The sequence below is a fragment of the Brevibacillus sp. MER 51 genome, assembly GCF_023714195.1.
In the GTDB taxonomy this organism is placed as follows: Bacteria; Bacillota; Bacilli; order Brevibacillales; family Brevibacillaceae; genus Brevibacillus.
Genome location: NZ_JAMAUS010000012.1, coordinates 58608 through 77186 on the forward strand (window position 1 = coordinate 58608; position 18579 = coordinate 77186).

21 protein-coding genes are annotated in these 18579 nt (G+C 47.1%); 9 read left to right on the top strand and 12 right to left on the bottom strand.

The annotated features are described in order from the left end of the window. Positions 1 to 4: 4 nt before the first annotated feature. Positions 5 to 1810, bottom strand: a complete 1806-nt coding sequence (locus M3630_RS22915; RefSeq protein WP_251253653.1) for a hypothetical protein — start codon at positions 1808 to 1810, stop codon at positions 5 to 7. Between the two features lie 310 nt (positions 1811 to 2120). On the opposite strand from M3630_RS22915, the gene M3630_RS22920 reads away from it, so the two are divergent. Then, entirely contained in the window at positions 2121 to 2615 is a 495-nt protein-coding gene (locus M3630_RS22920) for a GNAT family N-acetyltransferase (protein ID WP_251253654.1), read from the top strand. Positions 2616 to 2667: 52 nt separating this feature from the next. Here M3630_RS22920 and M3630_RS22925 read toward each other — a convergent pair whose 3' ends face one another. Both M3630_RS22925 and M3630_RS22930 read right to left on the bottom strand, forming a co-directional pair. Then, positions 2668 to 4407: a sensor histidine kinase gene (locus tag M3630_RS22925; RefSeq protein ID WP_251253655.1), complete on the bottom strand. Its 1740-nt coding sequence runs from the start codon at positions 4405 to 4407 to the stop codon at positions 2668 to 2670. Then, on the bottom strand, positions 4404 to 5120 hold the full coding sequence (locus tag M3630_RS22930) for a response regulator transcription factor (RefSeq protein ID WP_251253656.1): 717 nt from the start codon (positions 5118 to 5120) through the stop codon (positions 4404 to 4406). Before M3630_RS22930 ends, M3630_RS22925 begins: the two co-directional genes overlap by 4 nt. A 109-nt stretch (positions 5121 to 5229) precedes the next feature. Here M3630_RS22930 and M3630_RS22935 point away from each other — a divergent pair, with 109 nt between their 5' ends. Genes M3630_RS22935 through M3630_RS22950 form a run of 4 tightly spaced genes read left to right on the top strand, consistent with a single transcriptional unit; the run spans position 5230 to position 7242 of the window. Further along, positions 5230 to 5943, top strand: a complete 714-nt coding sequence (locus M3630_RS22935; RefSeq protein WP_173611317.1) for an ABC transporter permease — start codon at positions 5230 to 5232, stop codon at positions 5941 to 5943. Continuing rightward, entirely contained in the window at positions 5943 to 6863 is a 921-nt protein-coding gene (locus M3630_RS22940; RefSeq protein WP_221868784.1) for an ABC transporter ATP-binding protein, read from the top strand. The genes M3630_RS22935 and M3630_RS22940 overlap by 1 nt, the downstream gene beginning before the upstream one ends. After that, entirely contained in the window at positions 6853 to 7050 is a 198-nt protein-coding gene (locus M3630_RS22945) for a hypothetical protein (RefSeq protein WP_232774401.1), read from the top strand. Before M3630_RS22940 ends, M3630_RS22945 begins: the two co-directional genes overlap by 11 nt. Positions 7051 to 7080: 30 nt before the next feature. Beyond that, entirely contained in the window at positions 7081 to 7242 is a 162-nt protein-coding gene (locus M3630_RS22950) for a hypothetical protein (protein WP_251253657.1), read from the top strand. A gap of 76 nt (positions 7243 to 7318) precedes the next feature. Here the strand turns inward: M3630_RS22950 and M3630_RS22955 are convergent, their stop codons facing one another. Then, a complete protein-coding gene (locus M3630_RS22955) occupies positions 7319 to 8023 on the bottom strand; it encodes an HAD family hydrolase (RefSeq protein WP_251253658.1) in 705 nt (234 codons plus the stop codon). Between the two features lie 99 nt (positions 8024 to 8122). On the opposite strand from M3630_RS22955, the gene M3630_RS22960 reads away from it, so the two are divergent. Beyond that, the gene (locus M3630_RS22960; protein ID WP_221868785.1) at positions 8123 to 8398 is read left to right on the top strand and encodes a hypothetical protein; all 276 of its coding nucleotides are present in this window, start codon (positions 8123 to 8125) and stop codon (positions 8396 to 8398) included. 5 nt (positions 8399 to 8403) lie between these two features. Here M3630_RS22960 and M3630_RS22965 read toward each other — a convergent pair whose 3' ends face one another. Further along, positions 8404 to 8814 carry an acyl-CoA thioesterase gene (locus M3630_RS22965; protein WP_251253659.1) on the bottom strand — a complete coding sequence of 137 codons (411 nt, stop codon included), beginning with the start codon at positions 8812 to 8814 and terminating at the stop codon, positions 8404 to 8406. 140 nt (positions 8815 to 8954) lie between these two features. Between M3630_RS22965 and M3630_RS22970 the strand changes: the two genes are divergently transcribed. The 3 genes from M3630_RS22970 to M3630_RS22980 all read left to right on the top strand — a co-directional run bounded on the left by M3630_RS22970 (position 8955) and on the right by M3630_RS22980 (position 11028). Next, positions 8955 to 9410, top strand: a complete 456-nt coding sequence (locus tag M3630_RS22970) for a DinB family protein (RefSeq protein WP_251253660.1) — start codon at positions 8955 to 8957, stop codon at positions 9408 to 9410. Further along, positions 9407 to 9925 (top strand): GNAT family N-acetyltransferase, encoded by a 519-nt coding sequence (locus tag M3630_RS22975; protein ID WP_251253661.1) that lies wholly within the window; start codon positions 9407 to 9409, stop codon positions 9923 to 9925. Before M3630_RS22970 ends, M3630_RS22975 begins: the two co-directional genes overlap by 4 nt. A 143-nt stretch (positions 9926 to 10068) precedes the next feature. Beyond that, positions 10069 to 11028: a DMT family transporter gene (locus M3630_RS22980; protein ID WP_251253662.1), complete on the top strand. Its 960-nt coding sequence runs from the start codon at positions 10069 to 10071 to the stop codon at positions 11026 to 11028. A 54-nt stretch (positions 11029 to 11082) separates the two neighbouring features. Here M3630_RS22980 and M3630_RS22985 read toward each other — a convergent pair whose 3' ends face one another. The 7 genes from M3630_RS22985 to M3630_RS23015 form a co-directional block, all read right to left on the bottom strand. Beyond that, positions 11083 to 12102 carry a S66 family peptidase gene (locus tag M3630_RS22985; RefSeq protein ID WP_251253663.1) on the bottom strand — a complete coding sequence of 340 codons (1020 nt, stop codon included), beginning with the start codon at positions 12100 to 12102 and terminating at the stop codon, positions 11083 to 11085. A gap of 208 nt (positions 12103 to 12310) precedes the next feature. Beyond that, a complete protein-coding gene (locus M3630_RS22990) occupies positions 12311 to 12682 on the bottom strand; it encodes a hypothetical protein (RefSeq protein WP_251253664.1) in 372 nt (123 codons plus the stop codon). A gap of 170 nt (positions 12683 to 12852) precedes the next feature. Then, entirely contained in the window at positions 12853 to 14289 is a 1437-nt protein-coding gene (locus M3630_RS22995; RefSeq protein ID WP_251253665.1) for a sensor histidine kinase, read from the bottom strand. Then, the gene (locus M3630_RS23000) at positions 14289 to 14987 is read right to left on the bottom strand and encodes a response regulator transcription factor (RefSeq protein ID WP_047073551.1); all 699 of its coding nucleotides are present in this window, start codon (positions 14985 to 14987) and stop codon (positions 14289 to 14291) included. Before M3630_RS23000 ends, M3630_RS22995 begins: the two co-directional genes overlap by 1 nt. A 195-nt stretch (positions 14988 to 15182) precedes the next feature. After that, the gene (gene brnQ / locus M3630_RS23005) at positions 15183 to 16517 is read right to left on the bottom strand and encodes a branched-chain amino acid transport system II carrier protein (RefSeq protein ID WP_251253666.1); all 1335 of its coding nucleotides are present in this window, start codon (positions 16515 to 16517) and stop codon (positions 15183 to 15185) included. Positions 16518 to 16636: 119 nt separating this feature from the next. Further along, on the bottom strand, positions 16637 to 17566 hold the full coding sequence (locus tag M3630_RS23010; protein WP_251253667.1) for a DNA-3-methyladenine glycosylase family protein: 930 nt from the start codon (positions 17564 to 17566) through the stop codon (positions 16637 to 16639). 74 nt (positions 17567 to 17640) lie between these two features. Beyond that, positions 17641 to 18561, bottom strand: coding sequence for a proline dehydrogenase family protein (locus M3630_RS23015; protein WP_173611303.1), 921 nt, complete (start codon positions 18559 to 18561; stop codon positions 17641 to 17643). Positions 18562 to 18579: the final 18 nt, after the last annotated feature.

The following is an 18579-nucleotide window of genomic DNA, read 5'->3' on the forward strand; positions in this document are numbered from 1 at the left end:
TCCTTTAATTCACTCTTGTTTTTGTTAACACGTTCCCGTTTTCATCGTAGGTGATCTCGATAATTAGGGTCCCGTTCTCATAAATTTGAGTCAATTGATTCCGGTTATTGTAAACATATTGGAATGAACCTCCGCTGACAGTGTCGATGAAATCAAAACGAAACGGATTACTCGTAAGATTGGCAGAGGCACCGACTACTTTTGCGGGATCAATAGATATAGTTGCGTTCGATACGTCATTTACGTTCGCATGATTCATTGCCTTGCCCGTAAATGCAATAAATATTTGTGTGTCACTTACCCTTGTAACCTGAAGACCTAAGCCTGCGGGTAAGTTATTCACAGTGACTCCGGAAGACATGTCATGAACAAATGTTCCATTGGCAAGTGTAACAACCTGTGTAGCCGTAATGGTTCCGTCATTGAGCAAGTTTTCCTGAATAACCGGAGATCCTACTGAAATCGTAGGGCTCGCTGAAGGATCAGCACTCGTATTCAGCCTCACAAAAGAGAAATCATCACTATATGCCCAAAGCACAACATAGATAGTCTCACCGGATGTTACATACATCTGAATCTCTGAAAACAGCGATTCTCCATTGTCATCGTTCGTGGCAATTTGATTCGTCAGATTTTCGTCAGAATAGAGTTCGAGTACAGTATCCACAACCATATCCCCTTCGCCAAAAGGACTTGTGGAAAATTTTACATATCCCGAAGCATCAGGCGTAAATTTGTATACATTTCTTGATACGCCTTCCAGCGTGACGTCCAGAGGATTGTTCGTCTTCAGTTCTGGATATGATTGCGGTTCGAGCTCAGCCCGAATTCGCGTGTGAAGATTTCCGCTGAGAGCACTTAGTTTGACATAATACGGTTGACCTCCAACCAAATGTGACGTTACCTCTGAGAAGCGTGTTAGGTCGGAAACATCATCGTTGTCTGCGAGCAAATCTGTCAGACTCGAATTGGAATACAGCTCAATCATCGTGTCATTTTCCGGGCCAACGTCACCATATGGTCCTGTATAAATCCGAAAGACTCCATCGGTTGTCGGTGTTAATTGAAAGACCTGATCGACTCCTTCAGGGAGACTGACATCGTATGGCTGAAAGACATATAACTGATCTTCTGCCAGCCGTAGTTGATACGGTTCGTCGGTAGAAAAATCAAACCCATACACCACTGGATAATACTTGCTTCCGGCCGTTGCCTGGAACGAAGCCATTTCTTCTTCACCTGTACCATTGGCACTGCTTGCTACTACCTCCCCAAGCTCATCAAGGACATAGACGTCATAATCCATGGCAGAAGGAACTTGCAGGCTGACTGTTATCGGAGCATTTTTCTTGGCCTCGAACCAATAAAAGTCCTGATCGCCTGAGTACGACAGGTAACTTTCGATTGAATTCCCAATGCTGACCGGAGAAGCCTGTGAAACCTCATCATTCGGCTCGTATAGATCGACAGAAGCTACAGAAATTGCTTTCGCAGCAGCAAAAGACCTCACAGGCGGACTCGTTAATTGCATCCGTGCCGTTTTCAATCCAGCTTGGTATTTCTCAAGTGAACCTCCTGTTCTCTTGTCTTTCCATTTTGCGAGAAGTTCGTTTCTTTCCCGATTCAATTTTTTTGCCAGTTCGAGATCCTTGTTTTTGACGGAAAGCTTCATGAGCAGCTCCCATTCATTTTGATAATGGACCCACTCACGATCTATTTGCTGGATAGACCGATCTGTCGCCTCCATTGGCAAAGCCTTTTTGGAAGGATTGTCTCTTTCTTTTGCAATAATCGATGCGGGTTGCAACATGAGACAACAAACCAAGAAAAAAATAAGATGCTTCCTTTTCATGTGATTCCTGTACCCCTTTCTTTTGGTTTTGTTAAACGATGAAACCAACCACCAAACGCAAACAGCCACCCGGCTGATCACCGGATGGCTGCTATCTTGCTTCGTATTGATTTCTTTCGTTTGACTCTAGTATAGCCTGACTGGAACTATCTCGAGCAAAATGAACGCTTGTGTGAGCTTCTGTAAAGAAGTGTCTACCATATGTTTCCACAATGTAAAAAATAGAGTACGATACTCCTATATCTCATGGAAAAAGGAGGTTTTCTCAGTGAATCAAGCATTCTCGATAGAGCGCGTCCCTTTTGAACAGAAGCACGCTCTCAAGCAACTGTTGGAGCTGTATACGTACGACTTCACTGAGTTTGAGCCTTTCGAAGTAGATGACGACGGCTTGTTTGGCTATGACTACTTTGAGAAGTATTGGGTCGAACCAGAACGCCATCCCTTTTTTATCAAGGTTAATGGTAAGCTGGCCGGGTTTGTCCTCGTCCGCATGCTCACAAGCTCTGATCCAGATTTGCCATCCATCCACTCCATTGCAGAATTTTTCATCATGAAACGCTACCGTCGGCTAGGGATCGGAAAAGCGGCCTCTCATCAAATCTTCAAATTGTTCCCGGGTGCCTGGGAAGTCTTTCAATTGGAAAACAACGTGCCTGCCATCGGCTTTTGGCGTGCCAGCATCCGCGATTACACAGCCAATCACTATCAAGAGCGTCTAGCGGATGGCAAAGTCATACAAACGTTCCTTTCGAGACCATAGCAGAAAAAAGCCAAGGGACAGCGCAAATCCCTTGGCTTTTATTAAAAACCAACTAGCTGATAACCGCAGGAAAGGTCATCACGACAACCGTTCCGCCACCTAGCTTGCTGTCCACGGTAATCTCTCCCCCGTGAGCCAAAATGAGCTGCTTGGCTATCGCCATACCCAGCCCCGTTCCACTGGTATCCTCCCCTGTATGCCCGCCTCGGTAGTATCTTTCGAACAGATTGGCCAGTGTCGTCTCATCCATGCCTGGACCATTGTCCGCAATTTTGACGACAAACTGATCCGCTGCAATCGACTGTACCTCTACGAGCACGTGTGTACCTGCTGGCGTATACTTGATCGCGTTTGTCAAAATGTTGACGATGATGCGGCGAAACCAGATTGGATCGACCTCGGCCGTTATCGATTGGACATTCGCCGAAAATTCGATGTCATGCAAAGACGAGCTCGGATCGTTCACCATATCCACCACAATTCTGCGAATGGTTTCCACGATTGGGACAGGTTGTTTGACCATCGGCAAAGCTTGGTTCTTGAGTCGATAGGTCAAATTCAAATCCTCAATCAGCCCGTTCATGTAGTCAGACTTTTCCCGAATCGTTTTCCCAAATTCACTGACTTCCTTTCTATCCCACTCATATTGTTCCGACTCCAAAAAGGTAGCATAACCGTAAATCGAGCTCAGCGGTGTCTTGAGATCATGGGAGAGCCCGGTAATCCATTCCTCTCGCGTCTGCTCGATCTCTCGCTGAAGCTTTTCGTTGGAGCGCAAGGTTTCACTCAGATGCCGGAGAGCGTCAAACACATCCTTGAAAACACGAAATGACTTTTTTTCCTTCCCTCGCCAATTCCTTCCGATTGGTTTCCCCTTTTTTCCGATGGGCTCCTCATAACGGCCCTGTGCTAGTCTTTCTAGCCAATTCACCATGTGCAAGAGCGGCTTGCCTACCCGCCACGCATACCAGCTGCCTGCGAATAGAACGACCAGGATCAAAAGAATACCGATCTGAAGGAACGTTTCCTTGACCATGGCATCCTCAGATGTTTCTTGGACACCAGACTGATAGGTTGGATTCGGAGTGCCCACTATGTACGTCAATTCGCTCTTTGTGTCATATCGACTCGTGATACGGACAGGAACATTATTTGCTGTCTCGCCGTTCTGAAGAGCTTCCGTCATGTCTAACTGGGCAGAAGCGTTCGGGTGATTCCATTGATGGATGAGTTTCCCCTTACGATCGTACACCAAGTACCATGCCTTTTCTTGGGAAAAGCTTTTGTTCAACTCGTCCCATGTCTCCTTGCTTGTTCCCGTTTTTGCTGCGATCAGGCGCTGCATCATTTCTTTTTCTGGAGCGGGTGTTCCATAGAGGATGATTATATTTTCGTCAGCTTGGTTTATAACCCAGTGCGTTACGTGATAGCGTGAAGCATCACGGTCTTCAACATAACTAATCCACTCTCCTGGCCCAAATTGACTGGGAACGTCAGCAGGTGTCCGATAGTTGTACAGAATTTTGCCGTGCTTGTCGATGATCTGCAACCAGCCTTGATGTCTCGCCACACTTTTCTCGATTTCCGGATTGACGTGAATACGCTCCGCCTCATAATCAATCTTCAACGTCAAATCAGATGCATTCAGCCTGGACAAATCGGTGGACAACTGCTCGTTCATAATGCGCCAGCCTAACCCCAACATCGCGATAATCAGAAATAGCAGCAAGACGAGGAGAAACCCGAACAGTTGTCGGACATATTGAAAAATCAGCTTGTTCCGCAAATTCATGACTGTCTTGCCGGACTAACCAGCTTGTAACCCAGCCCTCTTACTGTGAGCAGAAGCGTTGGCTGTCCCGGATTTTCTTCTATCCGCTGACGCAGCTTGTGAATGTGCACCATGACTGTATTTTCATCAAACATCCCATACTCGTCTTTCCATACATGATCGTAAATTTGTTCTTTCGTAAATACCCGGTTCGGATTCTGGCAGAAAAAGACGAGCAATGAAAATACTTGCGCCGGGCAGTCCACTCGCTCTCCGTTCACGAACAACTCGGCTGCCTCCACATTTACTTGAAAACGTCCAAAATCAAAGCGCTTTTCTTCCAGCGATGGAGCAGATCCCCCCAAGGTTCTGCGCAGATGAGCCTTCATCCGGGCAACGACCTCTAGTGGATGAAATGGCTTCGTTATGTAATCATCCGCTCCATAAGCAAATCCGCTTAATTTATCAAAATCTGTGCCCTTCGCTGTCAGAAAAAAGATCGGTGCCTTCGTTCTCTGGCGCACTGCTCCGCACAGCTCAAATCCATTTTTATCGGGAAGCATGACATCCAGTATCAACAAGTCGTATGTCTTCTCCTCCACGAGACGAATCGCCTCTCTTGCTGTCGTACATGTATCGATCTGGACAAAGCCTTCCTTTTTCAGCACTGTTTGGAGCATCTGCAAAATTGCTTCTTCATCATCTACCAGCAAGATTCTTGCTTCTTTCTCCATGTCCGTTCCCTCCCTTGCTGTCATTCATTCTACCATGAGAAATGACGCCAACAAAAAAAGATAAGGAAATGATAAGGTAGCGTTTTAGTAGGGGAAAGGTCTGGCTATTATGATGAAGGAGAAAGGAGCGGATTCACCTATGTGGGCTATTTGCCAGCACGAATTTTTTCGGTTGTTTAAAAGCATTAAATCGTTAATTACCGTTGCCTTTATCGTAGGCATCTCGTACTTGGTTTCTGACCTCGTCAATCAGGCAGCAAGCTTTTTCCCACAAAATGAGCTGGCGCAGGGACATGCGCTTGGTATCTTTGTACTCATCATGCTGTTCGGGCCCTTATTTGTATTCAGCCTGTCTCATGATGTCATAAATCGTGAGCTAGCGGGCAGGACGATTCGCTTTCTCGTCACCCGGACTTCACGCAATCAGATTATTTTGGGGAAATTTCTCGGAGTCGCGTTCTTCTGGCTAACCTGCATGATTATTACGTTTGGTGTAGTTTTCGCCACTGTGCAAACGTTTGACGCGAAGACCTTTTACCTCTGCATATCCCTGCTTATCTATTGCATCTCGCTGGCACTGCTGCTCTCGCTCGTGATACCTCGCCCCAGCTACTCGATGTTTTTGGGAATTGTGATCGCACTGATCTTGCCAGGTCTCGGGCTGTGGAGCACCTTCTCCAGTCACTCGGCAGCACCATGGATTAAATATTTGACACCCTTTTCATTTATGGAAAAAGGCGGCGCTTGGACCGGCTTCATTTGGCTCTATGCGGCAGCATTCCTGATCGCTTCTATGTACTTATTCCGACGGAGGGATTGTTAATGGCAATGATCGAGACCATACAGTTGAACAAGCGCTTTGGCAATCGCACGGTCGTGAATGACGTCAGTCTTACTGTGCACAGCGGGGAGATTTTCGGATTCCTCGGTCGAAATGGCGCTGGAAAATCGACCTTTATCAATATGCTGACAGGCATTCTGATTCCGACTGCGGGCACCATTCGCATGTTTGGAGAGGATGCCCATACAGAAGGGTGGAAAAAACGAATTGGCGTACTGCCAGATTACTCCACCTTCTACGACCATTTATCTCCTGCGGAGCACCTGCACTATTTCGCTCGGGTAAAAGGCGTCACACTCACAAAGGAAGACTGCAGGCGCATCCTGACAGCCGTTGAGCTTGAGGAGCATGCATCCCGCAAAGCCAAAACGTTTTCCTTCGGGATGAAAAAGAAGCTGGGCATTGCCCAAGCATTAGTCGGAGACCCGGAGCTCATCTTCCTTGATGAACCTACTTCTGGCGTAGACGTCGAATCAGCCCTGCATATTCAAAATTTGCTGCGCAAGCTCCATCAACAAGGAAAAACGATCTTCATGACCTCGCACAATTTGAATGAAGTCGAGAAAATCTGTACCCGGATCGCCATCATGAAAAGCGGAAAAATCAGTTCACTCGGTACTCTCGATGAGTTGCAAGCTGCCCATCAGGCATGGCGATCTGTGAACGTACGTCACTCGGCTTTTGCTACGGACGATTCTGGAAACCTGCGCAACTTTATCGAGTCCCTCGGGCGCAATACGATTTGGGAAGACGGTCGTCTCTTGATCCAGGTCGATGACGATCAAAAAGTGGCAACCCTCGTTCGTGCTCTTGTTCAGGCACGCGTAGATATTTATGGCGTGAACGTTGAAGTCCCTTCGCTCGAACGAATTTTTATGGGGGAAGAGTCTCATGATGCTTAATCTCGTTTTTGTCCTGCTCCTATCCGGGATGCTGCTTTTTAACATCTCGATAGGAAAAAGCATGACCATCGGAAGTATGTCAATCACAATTGGCCTGATCGTCCTCAATCTCATCTTTTTCATCACAAAGTACAGGAAGAGTCAGCATGAAAAAATGAAAGATCAGGTTAGTAGATACGAGCGATAATCAGGCTCATATAAATGGGGGAAGATTCGCATGGCCAGTAAGTATCTGGAGTTTGCCATTATCCTGACAGGGGTTTTGCTGTATAGAATCTTTTGGGGAGATAGTCTTACACCAGGAGTTATCGGGATTTTAATTGGGATGATTTTCGTTTCTCTCATCCTCTTTATGAGAAAGCAGTACGCAAAACGCTAGGAACAAAAGAAGCAGCTTGATTGCCACCGAAAACAGCCTGCAAATATGCGGCTATGGGGCAATAGGCTGCTTATTTCTACAAGATTTCCAGAAGCTGATCGAGTCGTTCAATGACAGCGAGTGGCTGATGCTCGGAAGTAGGCTTTTTCCCTCGTGGATTGATCCAGACAGCTGAGAAGCCTGCGTCCATCGCGCCTGCTACATCTGCCTCCCACGTATCTCCGACAAATAACACCTGCTTGCTCTCGACTCCGAGCTTTTCGCGAACATGTTCATATATTCGTAGATCAGGCTTATGATGTCCGATAATTTCGGAGAGAAACACACGCTCCCGCGGAAAATACGCAGACAATTCCAGCCGCTCCAGCTTGGTAAATGCCATATCGACAGGACCATTGGTGACAATCCCCAGTGTATGCTCTTCTGCCAACCTCGCGATCGTAGACTGAACAGTGCCATCTGGCTGGATTGCATCCAAACATGCCGCTTGATAGGAGCGTTGAAAATCGTCGACTTGCTCCACTTCAATCTGTCGGTCACAATCAGCCATGGCTCGCTGAAAACGCAACCTTCTGTATTGTGTAAAATCGTAGCGCTTGGCAATAACATCGAGCCACAAATCATCTCCGTGGCGCCTCAGAGCCTCAAGGAATTTCGCTTGGTCGAGTTCTGCTGTAAGGGCATGGGTCGCAATCGTCTGCTGCATCCCTTTCTCCCAGCAAGCTGAAAAATCGAAGAGAGTGTCGTCGAGATCAAATAAGATTGTTGTAAATTTGGACATGGCTGAGTTGCTTCCCCTTCCTTTTTTCTTGCTGTTTTCATTGTGCATATGACTCTGTCTTTTGTTATGATCATTGTAACGGAAAAAGGAGGTGGAAACATGTCTAACGAAAAACTCGATATTTTGGTAGAGGGTATGAATGAGTTGCGTTTGGTTGCTCATGCTCTAATGGATCGGCAAGACGAATTCGATGCCAAGATGGAAGCTTTGACTATGGATGTTCACCAGTTAAAAGCAGATGTTGCCGAACTGAAGCAGGATGTTGCTGAGTTAAAGGAAGGTCAGGATCGCCATGAGCGTATCTTGGAGACATTGGCGCTGCGTGCTCTCGAATGGAATAATTTCCGCCTCGACTTCATTCGCAAATCATCCTGATGCCTTTAGCTTTTAGGCAATTCCACAAGCAATGCCTCTTTCAACTCAACTGGCAAAGAAATGGATTGGCGTGTATTCGCATCGATCATGACCATTGTCACATCGGCGTCCGCCACTAATACATCTGCAGCGTTGTACAGCTCCTGGCGGATGACGAAGCTTTTTTCACCCACCTTGACCACCGTAGTAATCGCCGTTACCTCTTCACGCATTTTCAATTCTTTGCGGTAGTTAATGTTAATATTGGCCACTACCGGCATGATGGCCCGTCGCCTCAATTCATCCAGCGTAAATCCTTGTTCCCATATCCACTCAAAACGCGCCCACTCCATGTACTCTAAATACTTGGCATTGTTCACATGTCCGATTACATCAATGTCAGTAGAACGAACTGTTAGATGATAGCAATGAGCCATCGTTCTCACTCCTTGTTTTTCTTCAGTATAACGAATTCAAGTCGCTGAGTGAACACTCATTCAAAATATTCCGAATGATCATGCTGTTCTTTCCTGATCTTTTTCCTATAATAAAAATAAACACCAGAAAGGAAGATTGGATGTTCGAACAAGAACTATTGCCGACCTTGCAAACAGCTCGATCCCGGTATCAGGATGCACTCGTCCATTTGGATGAAGCCGAGCTAGGCTGGAAGCTGGCTCCGGGCTCCAATTCCATCGGATTTTTGATTCATCATATCGCGGAAGTCGAATATCGATTCTGTATGATGTTTTTCGGAAAAGCAATCCCACCCGAAATCACCCTCACTACAATTGGACCTGTAAAGGATGAAGGAAGCTTTACCGACTTGTCTGCCTTGCTTGCTTTCAAAGATGCTGCCTATCACCACTTGGTGGATTCTCTCGCTGCTCTGCCAAAAGACGCGTGGGACATCCCCTGTGAAGCACCAATCGCCACACTGACTCCCCGTCAGGCACTTGGTCGACTGATCTATCATATGGGCTACCACGGCGGGCAGATTGGACTTATCCGCAAGTACGGAGGACCTCAATGAGTCTCATTCTGACAGGTGAGCGACTCATCATTCGCGAATTGCTGCGCGAGGACTTGACCGATTTACTCGCAGCCTACAACAGTAATCCAAAGTACAATCAGCTTCGAAACGGCACCAGCACAGTAAGTCTTGCCGAACTGGAAGCCGAATATGACGCCACCATAAGCATACCTTCCGGGCATTGGCTCGCCATTACTCGTGAAGGTACGATCATTGGAGTCATTCATATCGTCCTCTCCGGTGAAACTGATCCAAAAAGCTGGATTAGTCTCTTGCTTCTGCATGCCAATTATCAGCAGCAGGGCTTCGGAAAGGAAGCAGTGACGCTCATAGAAGCTTTCTGTCTCCAACATGGCAGTCAGCATGTTCATCACGGTGTCATCGCGTATAATGAACCCGCCCTTCTTTTCTGGGGGCGGCTTGGCTATGAGCAGTATCGTCAGGTGGAGGCACCAGTCGGTCGTCTGACACAACCGGTGCTCCTGGTAGCCAAGTGGCTAACCCCCGCAAAGTAAAGGAGGTGAAATACATGAACCGTCGCCTTTTTGAAAATGATGTGCCCGCTCTCCTCTCCTAGTCGGTGAGGATGCGGTTCTCTTACTGCCTCCCGGCTACGGAATAACGCTCAAATGATTCATTATTCCGGGAGGGACTTGCTATGTCACAATCACAATGGAAGCAAATGTTTTTAGGGGCTGTTTGCCTATCTCTTGCTGCAGCGATCTGGGGCGGTGTTTATGTCGTCAGCAAGGTCGTGTTGGAAGTGATTCCACCGTTCACGCTATTGATTTTGCGTTTTTGCATTGCTTTCGTCGTGCTGGGGGCATTTACCATTGCCCGCAAGGAGATTGTCGCAAAAAAAGATTACCCTCTGCTGATGGCCATCGCCTTCGTCGGGGTCACGATCTCAATCGCCGCGCAATTTCTCGGCACCAAGCTGTCTACTGCCCACATGGGTGCATTGATTACCTCTGCATCGCCTGCCTTTATTGCCATTTTTGCGGTTTGGCTATTAAAGGAGCGCATCCATCTGAAGCAGGCAATAGGTATATTGTTAGCGACGATTGGTGTCATCATCGTCATCGGTGTTCCAGATCAAGCTGACGCCCAGTCTTCCCTGGCAGGCAACCTGATTTTGTTCATAGCAGCAATTAGCTGGGGATTGTATACCGTTCTCAGCAAAAAGGCAACGCAGCGCTATTCTTCCCTGCTCGTCACTACCTACGTTGCATTGTTTGGCATCATCTTTACGAGTCCGCTCATGCTTTGGGAGCTGTCTGTCACGCCTGTCTTCTGGCAATTTGGCTGGGACATCTGGGCAGGCGTCCTCTATATCGGGATGATTTCTACCGCAGGTGCTTTTTATTTGTGGAACAAAGGCTTTGAGCTGATGCCCGCAGGAAGTGGGGCCGGGTTCTTTTTTGTTCAGCCCATTGTCGGTGCATTTTTAGGCTGGCTGTTACTACATGAACATTTGGGTGTCGGCTTTTTCGCCGGCGGCGCATTTATTTTCCTCGGTGTAGCCTTGTCCACTCTGCGTACACGTGAATCGGCCAAAAACAAACGTGAATCGATGGAGGGGCATCCTCTCTCCCATCACAACGAGAAGCAAGGCTAAATGCTTATATGCTACGAGGACTTCCCATTCGTTGGGAAGCCCTCGTTTTTTTGCTTATGGACGAAAATATTGCCGGACGCTCCCTTTCTCGAAAGACAGCTCCACTTCAGCAAATGCGCCATTAATAAACGTGATTTGCGGCGACATATGTCCACAATCCACATCGTAGAGGACAGGAACTTGCAGCTCAGCAGCCAGATCCTGATAGACATCTTCCACGGTATAGCCGTCGACCGCCTGATTCGCTGGACTGCGCCCAAACATGATCCCCGCACAATGATCGAACCATCCAGCCAGCTTCATTTGTACCAATGATCTGCGCAGATCAGTTGTAGAAAGCTCACAGTTTTCCAAATACCAGATGATTGCTTCGTTCCCGATCAGTTCTTTTTGAAACCTTTGCACGTCCCCATACGGTGTTCCGATCACATGACGAATGATATCGATACAGCCGCCAAGTAACCGTCCCTGCATATTTACGTGGGGAGTAGTCTCTGTAGTTTTCCATACAGTCGGTTCCGTCAGGTGAAAGATATGCGGCGAAGGATCCGTATGCTGCCATTCCTTTTGATACCTCGGAGAAGAATACTGCAAGACCGACTCGCCCTTTTGCGTTGACAGAACCGTTTCCCACATAGCCGTCGTCTCATCCATAGCTGCTCCGCGCAAATCTACCAGATTCGTCCCATGGGCCGTAGCCATCCCCGTTTTTAATGTCATCGCAAGCAACAGCACACTCACATCCGAATAGCCTAACACCCATTTGGGTTGCATGGCATCAAAATCAAGCTTGTCTAAAATCTCAATCAGCAACTCGCCACCCCAGGGAGGAATGATGATATCGACGTCTTCATCTTTCATCAGGGAATTGAATTCGGCTGCGCGGTTTATGGCAGGTGCTGACTTGGCTTTTTCCTGTGTCCAGACTGTATCTTTGCAAACGATGGAATACCCCCTGCTCTCCATACGACTGCATGCCAGCCTGATTAATTCATGCAAATACTCTGGTACACCTGATGATGGTGCAGTTACCCCTATCGTAGCGCCCTTTTTCAACGATGGATACGTGATCATGCTTCTCCCTCCCGCTCGCTATGTATGATTTTGGATAATCATACCACATACCCTGGTTTTTAAAAGCTGCGAAGGGAGAAGTGCATTTCCAGTCTAGCGCCTCTGGTTTTTTGGACAAAAAAAAGACGGCCTATAGCCGTCATCAAGGTATATAAAACGGGAGGGAAGTAGAGGAGTTCAAACGAACGTGTTTCCTGTTCGTGAATGATTACTTCTTGCTGGCGTCAGTCGTTGTAGGCTGACCAGTGGAACCGCTGCTTTCGGTTCCCGCAGCACTAGGCGATCCAGTGCTGGTACTTGCATCAGATTTGGCATCTGTCGCAGGCGCTTCCGTAGACGAACCTGTGTCCGTCGATGCATCAGAGCTGTTCGCTGAAGCATCCGGAGTGGACTGATCTTGCGAAACCGAGCTATCGGTCGATTGTCCGCTATCAGAAGTGGAGGAGCCCGGAGCGGTTTCGCTTGTCGTGCCCTCTGGTTGTGTCGCCGGTTCAGGTGTTCCTGTTGTGTTAGAGCAGGCAACCAAGCTGCCAGACAGGAGTAATGCGACAGTGGCAATGGAGAACCACTTTTTGTTCATGTTCATTCCCCTTTCATTCCTTGGCTTCGTGACCTTCTCGCTGTCACACCTATATCGTAACGGGCAAAGATAACCATTCTGTAAGGAAAGTAGGAAAAAACGATGATCAAAATATGAAAAAAGTATGACCATGACCATTTTGATCGGATTCATTTTGATCGGATCATACTTTAGTTCTCCGGCTTAATCCTTGGAAGCCATATCGTAAAAGTACTGCCCTTACCAGGCGTACTATCCACTCTGCATTTGCCATCATGCAGCTCTACCAGCTCTTTTACAATCGCGAGTCCAAGTCCTGTTCCCTTATTGTTCTTGGAACGTCCCCGATCCACTTTGAAAAAGCGTTCCCAGATGCGGTCCAGGTCATCTGCTGCAATTCCCATCCCTGTATCAATCACTTGAATCTGTACGTATTCTCCTTCCAACGAAGCACGCATGCAAATTTCACCTGTAGCCGTAAACTTGAGTGCATTCTTCACCAGATTTTTCAGAATTTGCGCGATCCTGTCTTTATCGGCATAAATTCGCGGAAGCTCGTTCTCTACCTCTACTCCCAAACGAAGCCCTTTTTCCTCTGCTTCTTGATGAAAGGAAAAAGCAACCCGATTCATGACATCTGCCACATCTACAGGGAACTTGACCAGATTTACTTCATTGTTCTCCAGCTTCATCAAGTCCATCAGGTCATCCACCAAGCGATTCACTTGCATCGTTTCGGTGTACATCACAGCGTAATACTTCTGTCGGGCCTCTTCTTCTTCTACCAAGCCATCCTGCAACGCCTCGAGAAAACCTTGGATCGCCGTGAGAGGCGTACGCAATTCATGGGAGACATTCGCCAAAAAGTCATTGCGCACTTGCTCCAGATGATGACGCTCCTGCTCTACCTTCTCCAGCTTTTGTGCCATCGTATTGATCGTTTGCGCCAAATCGCTGATCTCGTCGGACGTATCGACCTGAACGCGCTCTGCATAATTCCCACGACCAATTTCTGCCGCTGTTCTCTCAATGGTTCGCAATGGCCGGGAGATTGACCATGACAAATACGAGACCATGATCGTAGATAGAAGCACCCCAAACAAGGTCGCCCACAAAATCGACTCGCGCATTTGCCCAAAGGTTTTCTCAATTCCTTCAATCGGCGCGTGCAAAATAATTCCACCATAGACGTTTTCGCCCTCGCCCCACGGGACAGAGACCGATAACATCGGGTCATCCAGACCTTCGATTTGTAGTTCGGTTACCGCGCTTTTTCCCTTCAGTACGTTATCCGCGATAGAAACTGCCACGGACTTGCCCGTAAGCATCTCATCCTTCATCGAAGTGGCGACAATTTTTCCTTCTGTATCAAATAACCAGATGCGGGTATCAAATGACTCGTCCAGCATTGCCAGCTTGTCCAAGAGCCGTTTGTTGACTTCATTGCTGTTATGGATAGCGGCATTCACTTTTTTCGCCATCCGCAAAAGCTCTTCTTCTTTAGCATTGTAAATATACTCTTTCGTAAAAAAGGAGAGAACGATCCCTGTAATCCCCAACCCTACCAAAACGGTCGCCAAAAAGCTGACCAGCAGTCTGCGGTAGATACTTTTCGACATGCCTAGCATCAGTTATCCACCCCAAACTTGTAGCCGATCCCCCAAACCGTTTGAATACATTCGTACGGGAGCTTATCTAAACGCTGTCTGATCTTTTTAATATGAACATCGATCGTTCGAACATCGCCAAAATAATCAAAGCCCCACACTTGTTCCAGCAATTGCTCCCGCGACCATACACTTCCCGGCGACTTGACGAGTTGAACAAGCAGATCAAATTCCTTCGGGCGAAAGCTCACTTTTTCCCCGGCAACGATCACTTCCCGTTTATCCAGATCAATCGTCAATTGCTCAAAAACAAAGGTACGAACCACTGCCTCATCTTCTACTTTTGGCTTTGGCTGCAATCTGCGCATAATCGCGCGGATACGTGCAACGATTTCACGTGGACTAAACGGCTTCGTCACGTAATCATCCGCTCCGAGCTCCAAGCCGAGAACACGGTCAAACTCCTCATCCTTTGCCGTCAGCATAATAATCGGTGTATCCCACTTCTTGCGGATTTCCCGGCATGCTTCAAAGCCATCCAACTGCGGCATCATGACATCGAGAATGACCACATCCGGCTGTTCCTTTTCCATCATCTCAAGAGCTTCTCGTCCATCTGTTGCTGCGATGAGCTCGATTTGTTGTTTTTCAAAATAAAGGCGAATAATTTCGCGTACGTTTGGATCGTCATCGGCAACCAAGACTTTCATCGTGGACATAGCCAATAACCTCCCTTCTTTCAAAACGACATATAATGAAACATGCCGTTCAGACAATTTACGTTTTTCCATGGTAACATAGATCACCCGTGTTGTGGACGGATAGAAGTCCTATCCAGCTGGTAAAAGCAGGACAAAATGGTTTGCAACAATAAAAAAAGCGAGTGGACCTAAAGCCCACCCGCTCTTCATTCATTACTTCGTTTCTCTTACAACCGGAACACTGCGTGTGAGGCTAGCCCACAACAACCCGAACAGTGCGCCCGCAAAAGCTGGCACCAGCCAACCAATTCCTACTTTGTACAGAGGCAATTGTTCCAAGAATGGTGTCAGCGAATCGATAGACAATCCAAGCTGGGAAGCTCCATCCAGCAAACTGATGAAGGCCGTTGCCGTGATCGCGCCGACGTAAACAGCACGATGTCCTTTGAACATCCGATCACAAAACGTCAGCAGCATCAGCACGATCGCCAGCGGATAAATCGCCATCAAGACAGGCACAGAGAAGGTAATCAGCTGCGTCAAACCTACGTTTGCTACCGCAGCGCTGAACACACTCAGGATCACAGCCATTTTCTTGTAGGAGATGCCAGGAATACGACTCGAGAAAAATTGACTGCACGCTGTGACGAGCCCGACAGAAGTGGTGAGGCAAGCAAGCGTAACAGCTGCTCCCAACAAAAGCGAGCCTAACGGACCGAACAATTGATGCACGACTCCTGTCAAAATTTGTCCACCATTTTCCGATTTCGCAAACGATACACTCGTCGCTCCCAAATAGCTGAGGGCAAGATAGACAAGTCCAAGTCCGGTAGCTGCGAGAATTCCTGCTTTAATCGTAGACCACATCACTTTTTTGCGATCGATGATTCCTCTTTCTTGAACAGCCGTTGTTACTACCAGACCAAATACCATTGCAGCTAATGCATCCAGCGTCAGATAGCCCTCGATAAAGCCTTTGAAGAATGCTGTATCCTGATAGGCGCCTATTGGTTGTGCCACCTCACCCATTGGAGAAATGAGTGATTTGACATACATCAGGCCAATGATGATCAAAAGTGCAGGTGTCAAGATTTTACCGATTCGATCCACAAGCTTGCTCGGGTTCAGACTCAACCAGAAGGTGATGGCAAAATAGACGATTGTGGTCACAAAAAGCGGTACCCAACTGCCTTTCATAGACTCAGGCAAAAACGGCAATACGCCCATTTCAAAGGTTACTGTACCTGTCCGCGGAATGGCCATGAATGGACCAATCGACAGATAAACAATAAACGTAAACACGACTGCAAACATCGGATGGACTCTTGACGCCATCGTTTGCAAGTTACCGCCAGCCAAGCCTACTGCAATGATTCCAAGTAAAGGCAGACCTACACCAGTAATCAAAAAGCCAGCCATCGCGATCCAAACATTATCTCCTGCAGCTTGTCCTAGAGCTGGCGGAAAAATCATGTTCCCTGCTCCAAAGAATAGGGCAAACAGCATCAAACCAATTGTAATTGTTTCTTTCGTGGAAAGTTCTTTCATATGAATCCTCTCAATATTATTTAATAAAATAAAATTTTCATCAGTATAACTTAAAATTAACTTACTATTCAACCTTTAATTTTTTAAAATTATTGAACTTTTGTTAAAAATGAAAGTTTTTACAGGTCAAATACCTCTTTTCTCTTGATCGCCCCCACTGCTTCCCATACGTACAGACAATAGATACTGCGCCATGGAGCCCACTTTTCCCCCAGCTTGCGAATGTCGTTTTCATTTGGCTTCGTTTTCATCCCATAAAGGTGAACAATTCCATTTCGCAAACCGATGTCAGCAGCAGGCAACAAGTCTGGACGCCCCATCCCAAACATGAGTAGGCACTCTACTGTCCATCGTCCAATTCCTCGCAGCGAAGTGAGATAAGTAATGATTTCCTCATCCTCCATTGTCCATAGTCTTTCCAAATCTACCGTTTCATTCACAATGGCGCGGGCGAAATCGATGATATACTCTGCTTTTCGCTGACTAAATTGCAGAGAACGCAAATCCTCCACAGTCAATCTCGCTACCGCGTCAGGCGTCGGAAAAGCCATGATGCCTTCGCCGTTTGAGTTTTCTACTGGGTCGCCTGCTCGTGTAACAAGCCTCTCGCTCAAATTGGCTGCAAAGGTCAGATTGATCTGCTGCCCGATGATCGTCTTGACCATACATTGAAACAAATCGGCATCCAGCATAAGACGAAGACCGCGAAACCGTTCAGTCAAGATGGCGAGCTCCTTTTCTTCCCTCATCTGCTCGTAAATAACAGATAGATCCAAATCGGCACTAAAAGTACGGCGGATCATTTTTTCTAGCAGCTGCTGGTCTGTTTTGGGCAAAATCACCTGTGTCTCGTAGCGTAGTGCAGGCTCTTCCAAGCTGCCTATAAATTGCATACTGACTAGCACAGGCCGTAAGCCGATACGATAGACGCGCTGTAGGCTATTTTTTTCTTTATTCACACGTAACTGCGTATCTGGATGTGTCTCAAGACGCCGAAGCAGCCGGTCAAAAGAATATGGAGGAGTAAGCGAAATAATCGAACAATTCACAAGACTCTCACCTTTCCAGATAAAATAAAAACCTCCGGAGAATCTCCGAAGGTGTCAAGTATACTTCGCAAAACTTATTTCGTAAACATCCCTTTGAGAACAAATTTTACGTTTGCCGGACTTTCTGCCAAACGGCGCATGAAATAACCGTACCAGTCGTTTCCATAAGGTACATAAACACGCATTTTATAGCCTTCACGAGCCAAATCAATTTGGGACTGCGTGCGAATACCATACAACATTTGGAATTCAAACTGTGTACGCGGGATATTGTGTTCCTTTTCCAGCTTTTTCACAAAATCAATAATGTTGTCATCATGAGTTGCCACAGCAGCGTACCCGCCGTTCAACAGATGCTGCTTGATGATTTTTTTGTAGTTCTCATCTACATCTGGCTTGTTTGGGTAAGCGACTTCAGGAGACTCCTTGTAAGCTCCTTTTACGAGGCGGAAATTCACTTTTTTGTCCTTCAGGCTATCGATATCATCCGATGCTTTGTAGAGATACGCCTGAATAACGGTTCCTACGTTGTTGTACTCTTGCAGCAATTCATTCAGAATCTCCATGGTCACATGATTATGTGCGTAGTCCTCCATGTCGATACGAACGAAAATGTTTCCGTTTTTCTTGGCCGAATCCAAAATGCGTCTCATGTTGTCCATGCAAAGCTCGCGGCTAATATCCAGACCGAGAGAAGTCATTTTCAACGAAAGATTGCAATCGACACCGGATTGGTGGATCGCTTCCAGCGTTTTGATGCAATAGTCAGCAGACTCGTTTGCTTCCTCCACGCTAAACACGAATTCGCCCAGATGATCCAGTGTGCACACGAGACCTTGCTGGTTCAGCTTGCGTACAGCATTGATTGCCTCCGCAATGGTTTGACCAGATACAAAGCGGCTCGCTCCAAAGCGCAGACCCCACTTTTTCGCGGCAGAGTTTAAGGTTTTGTTTTTGGATAAAAATAGAAAGAAATCCTTCATAGCTTGTTCCATCGTTGACTGTCTCCTCCT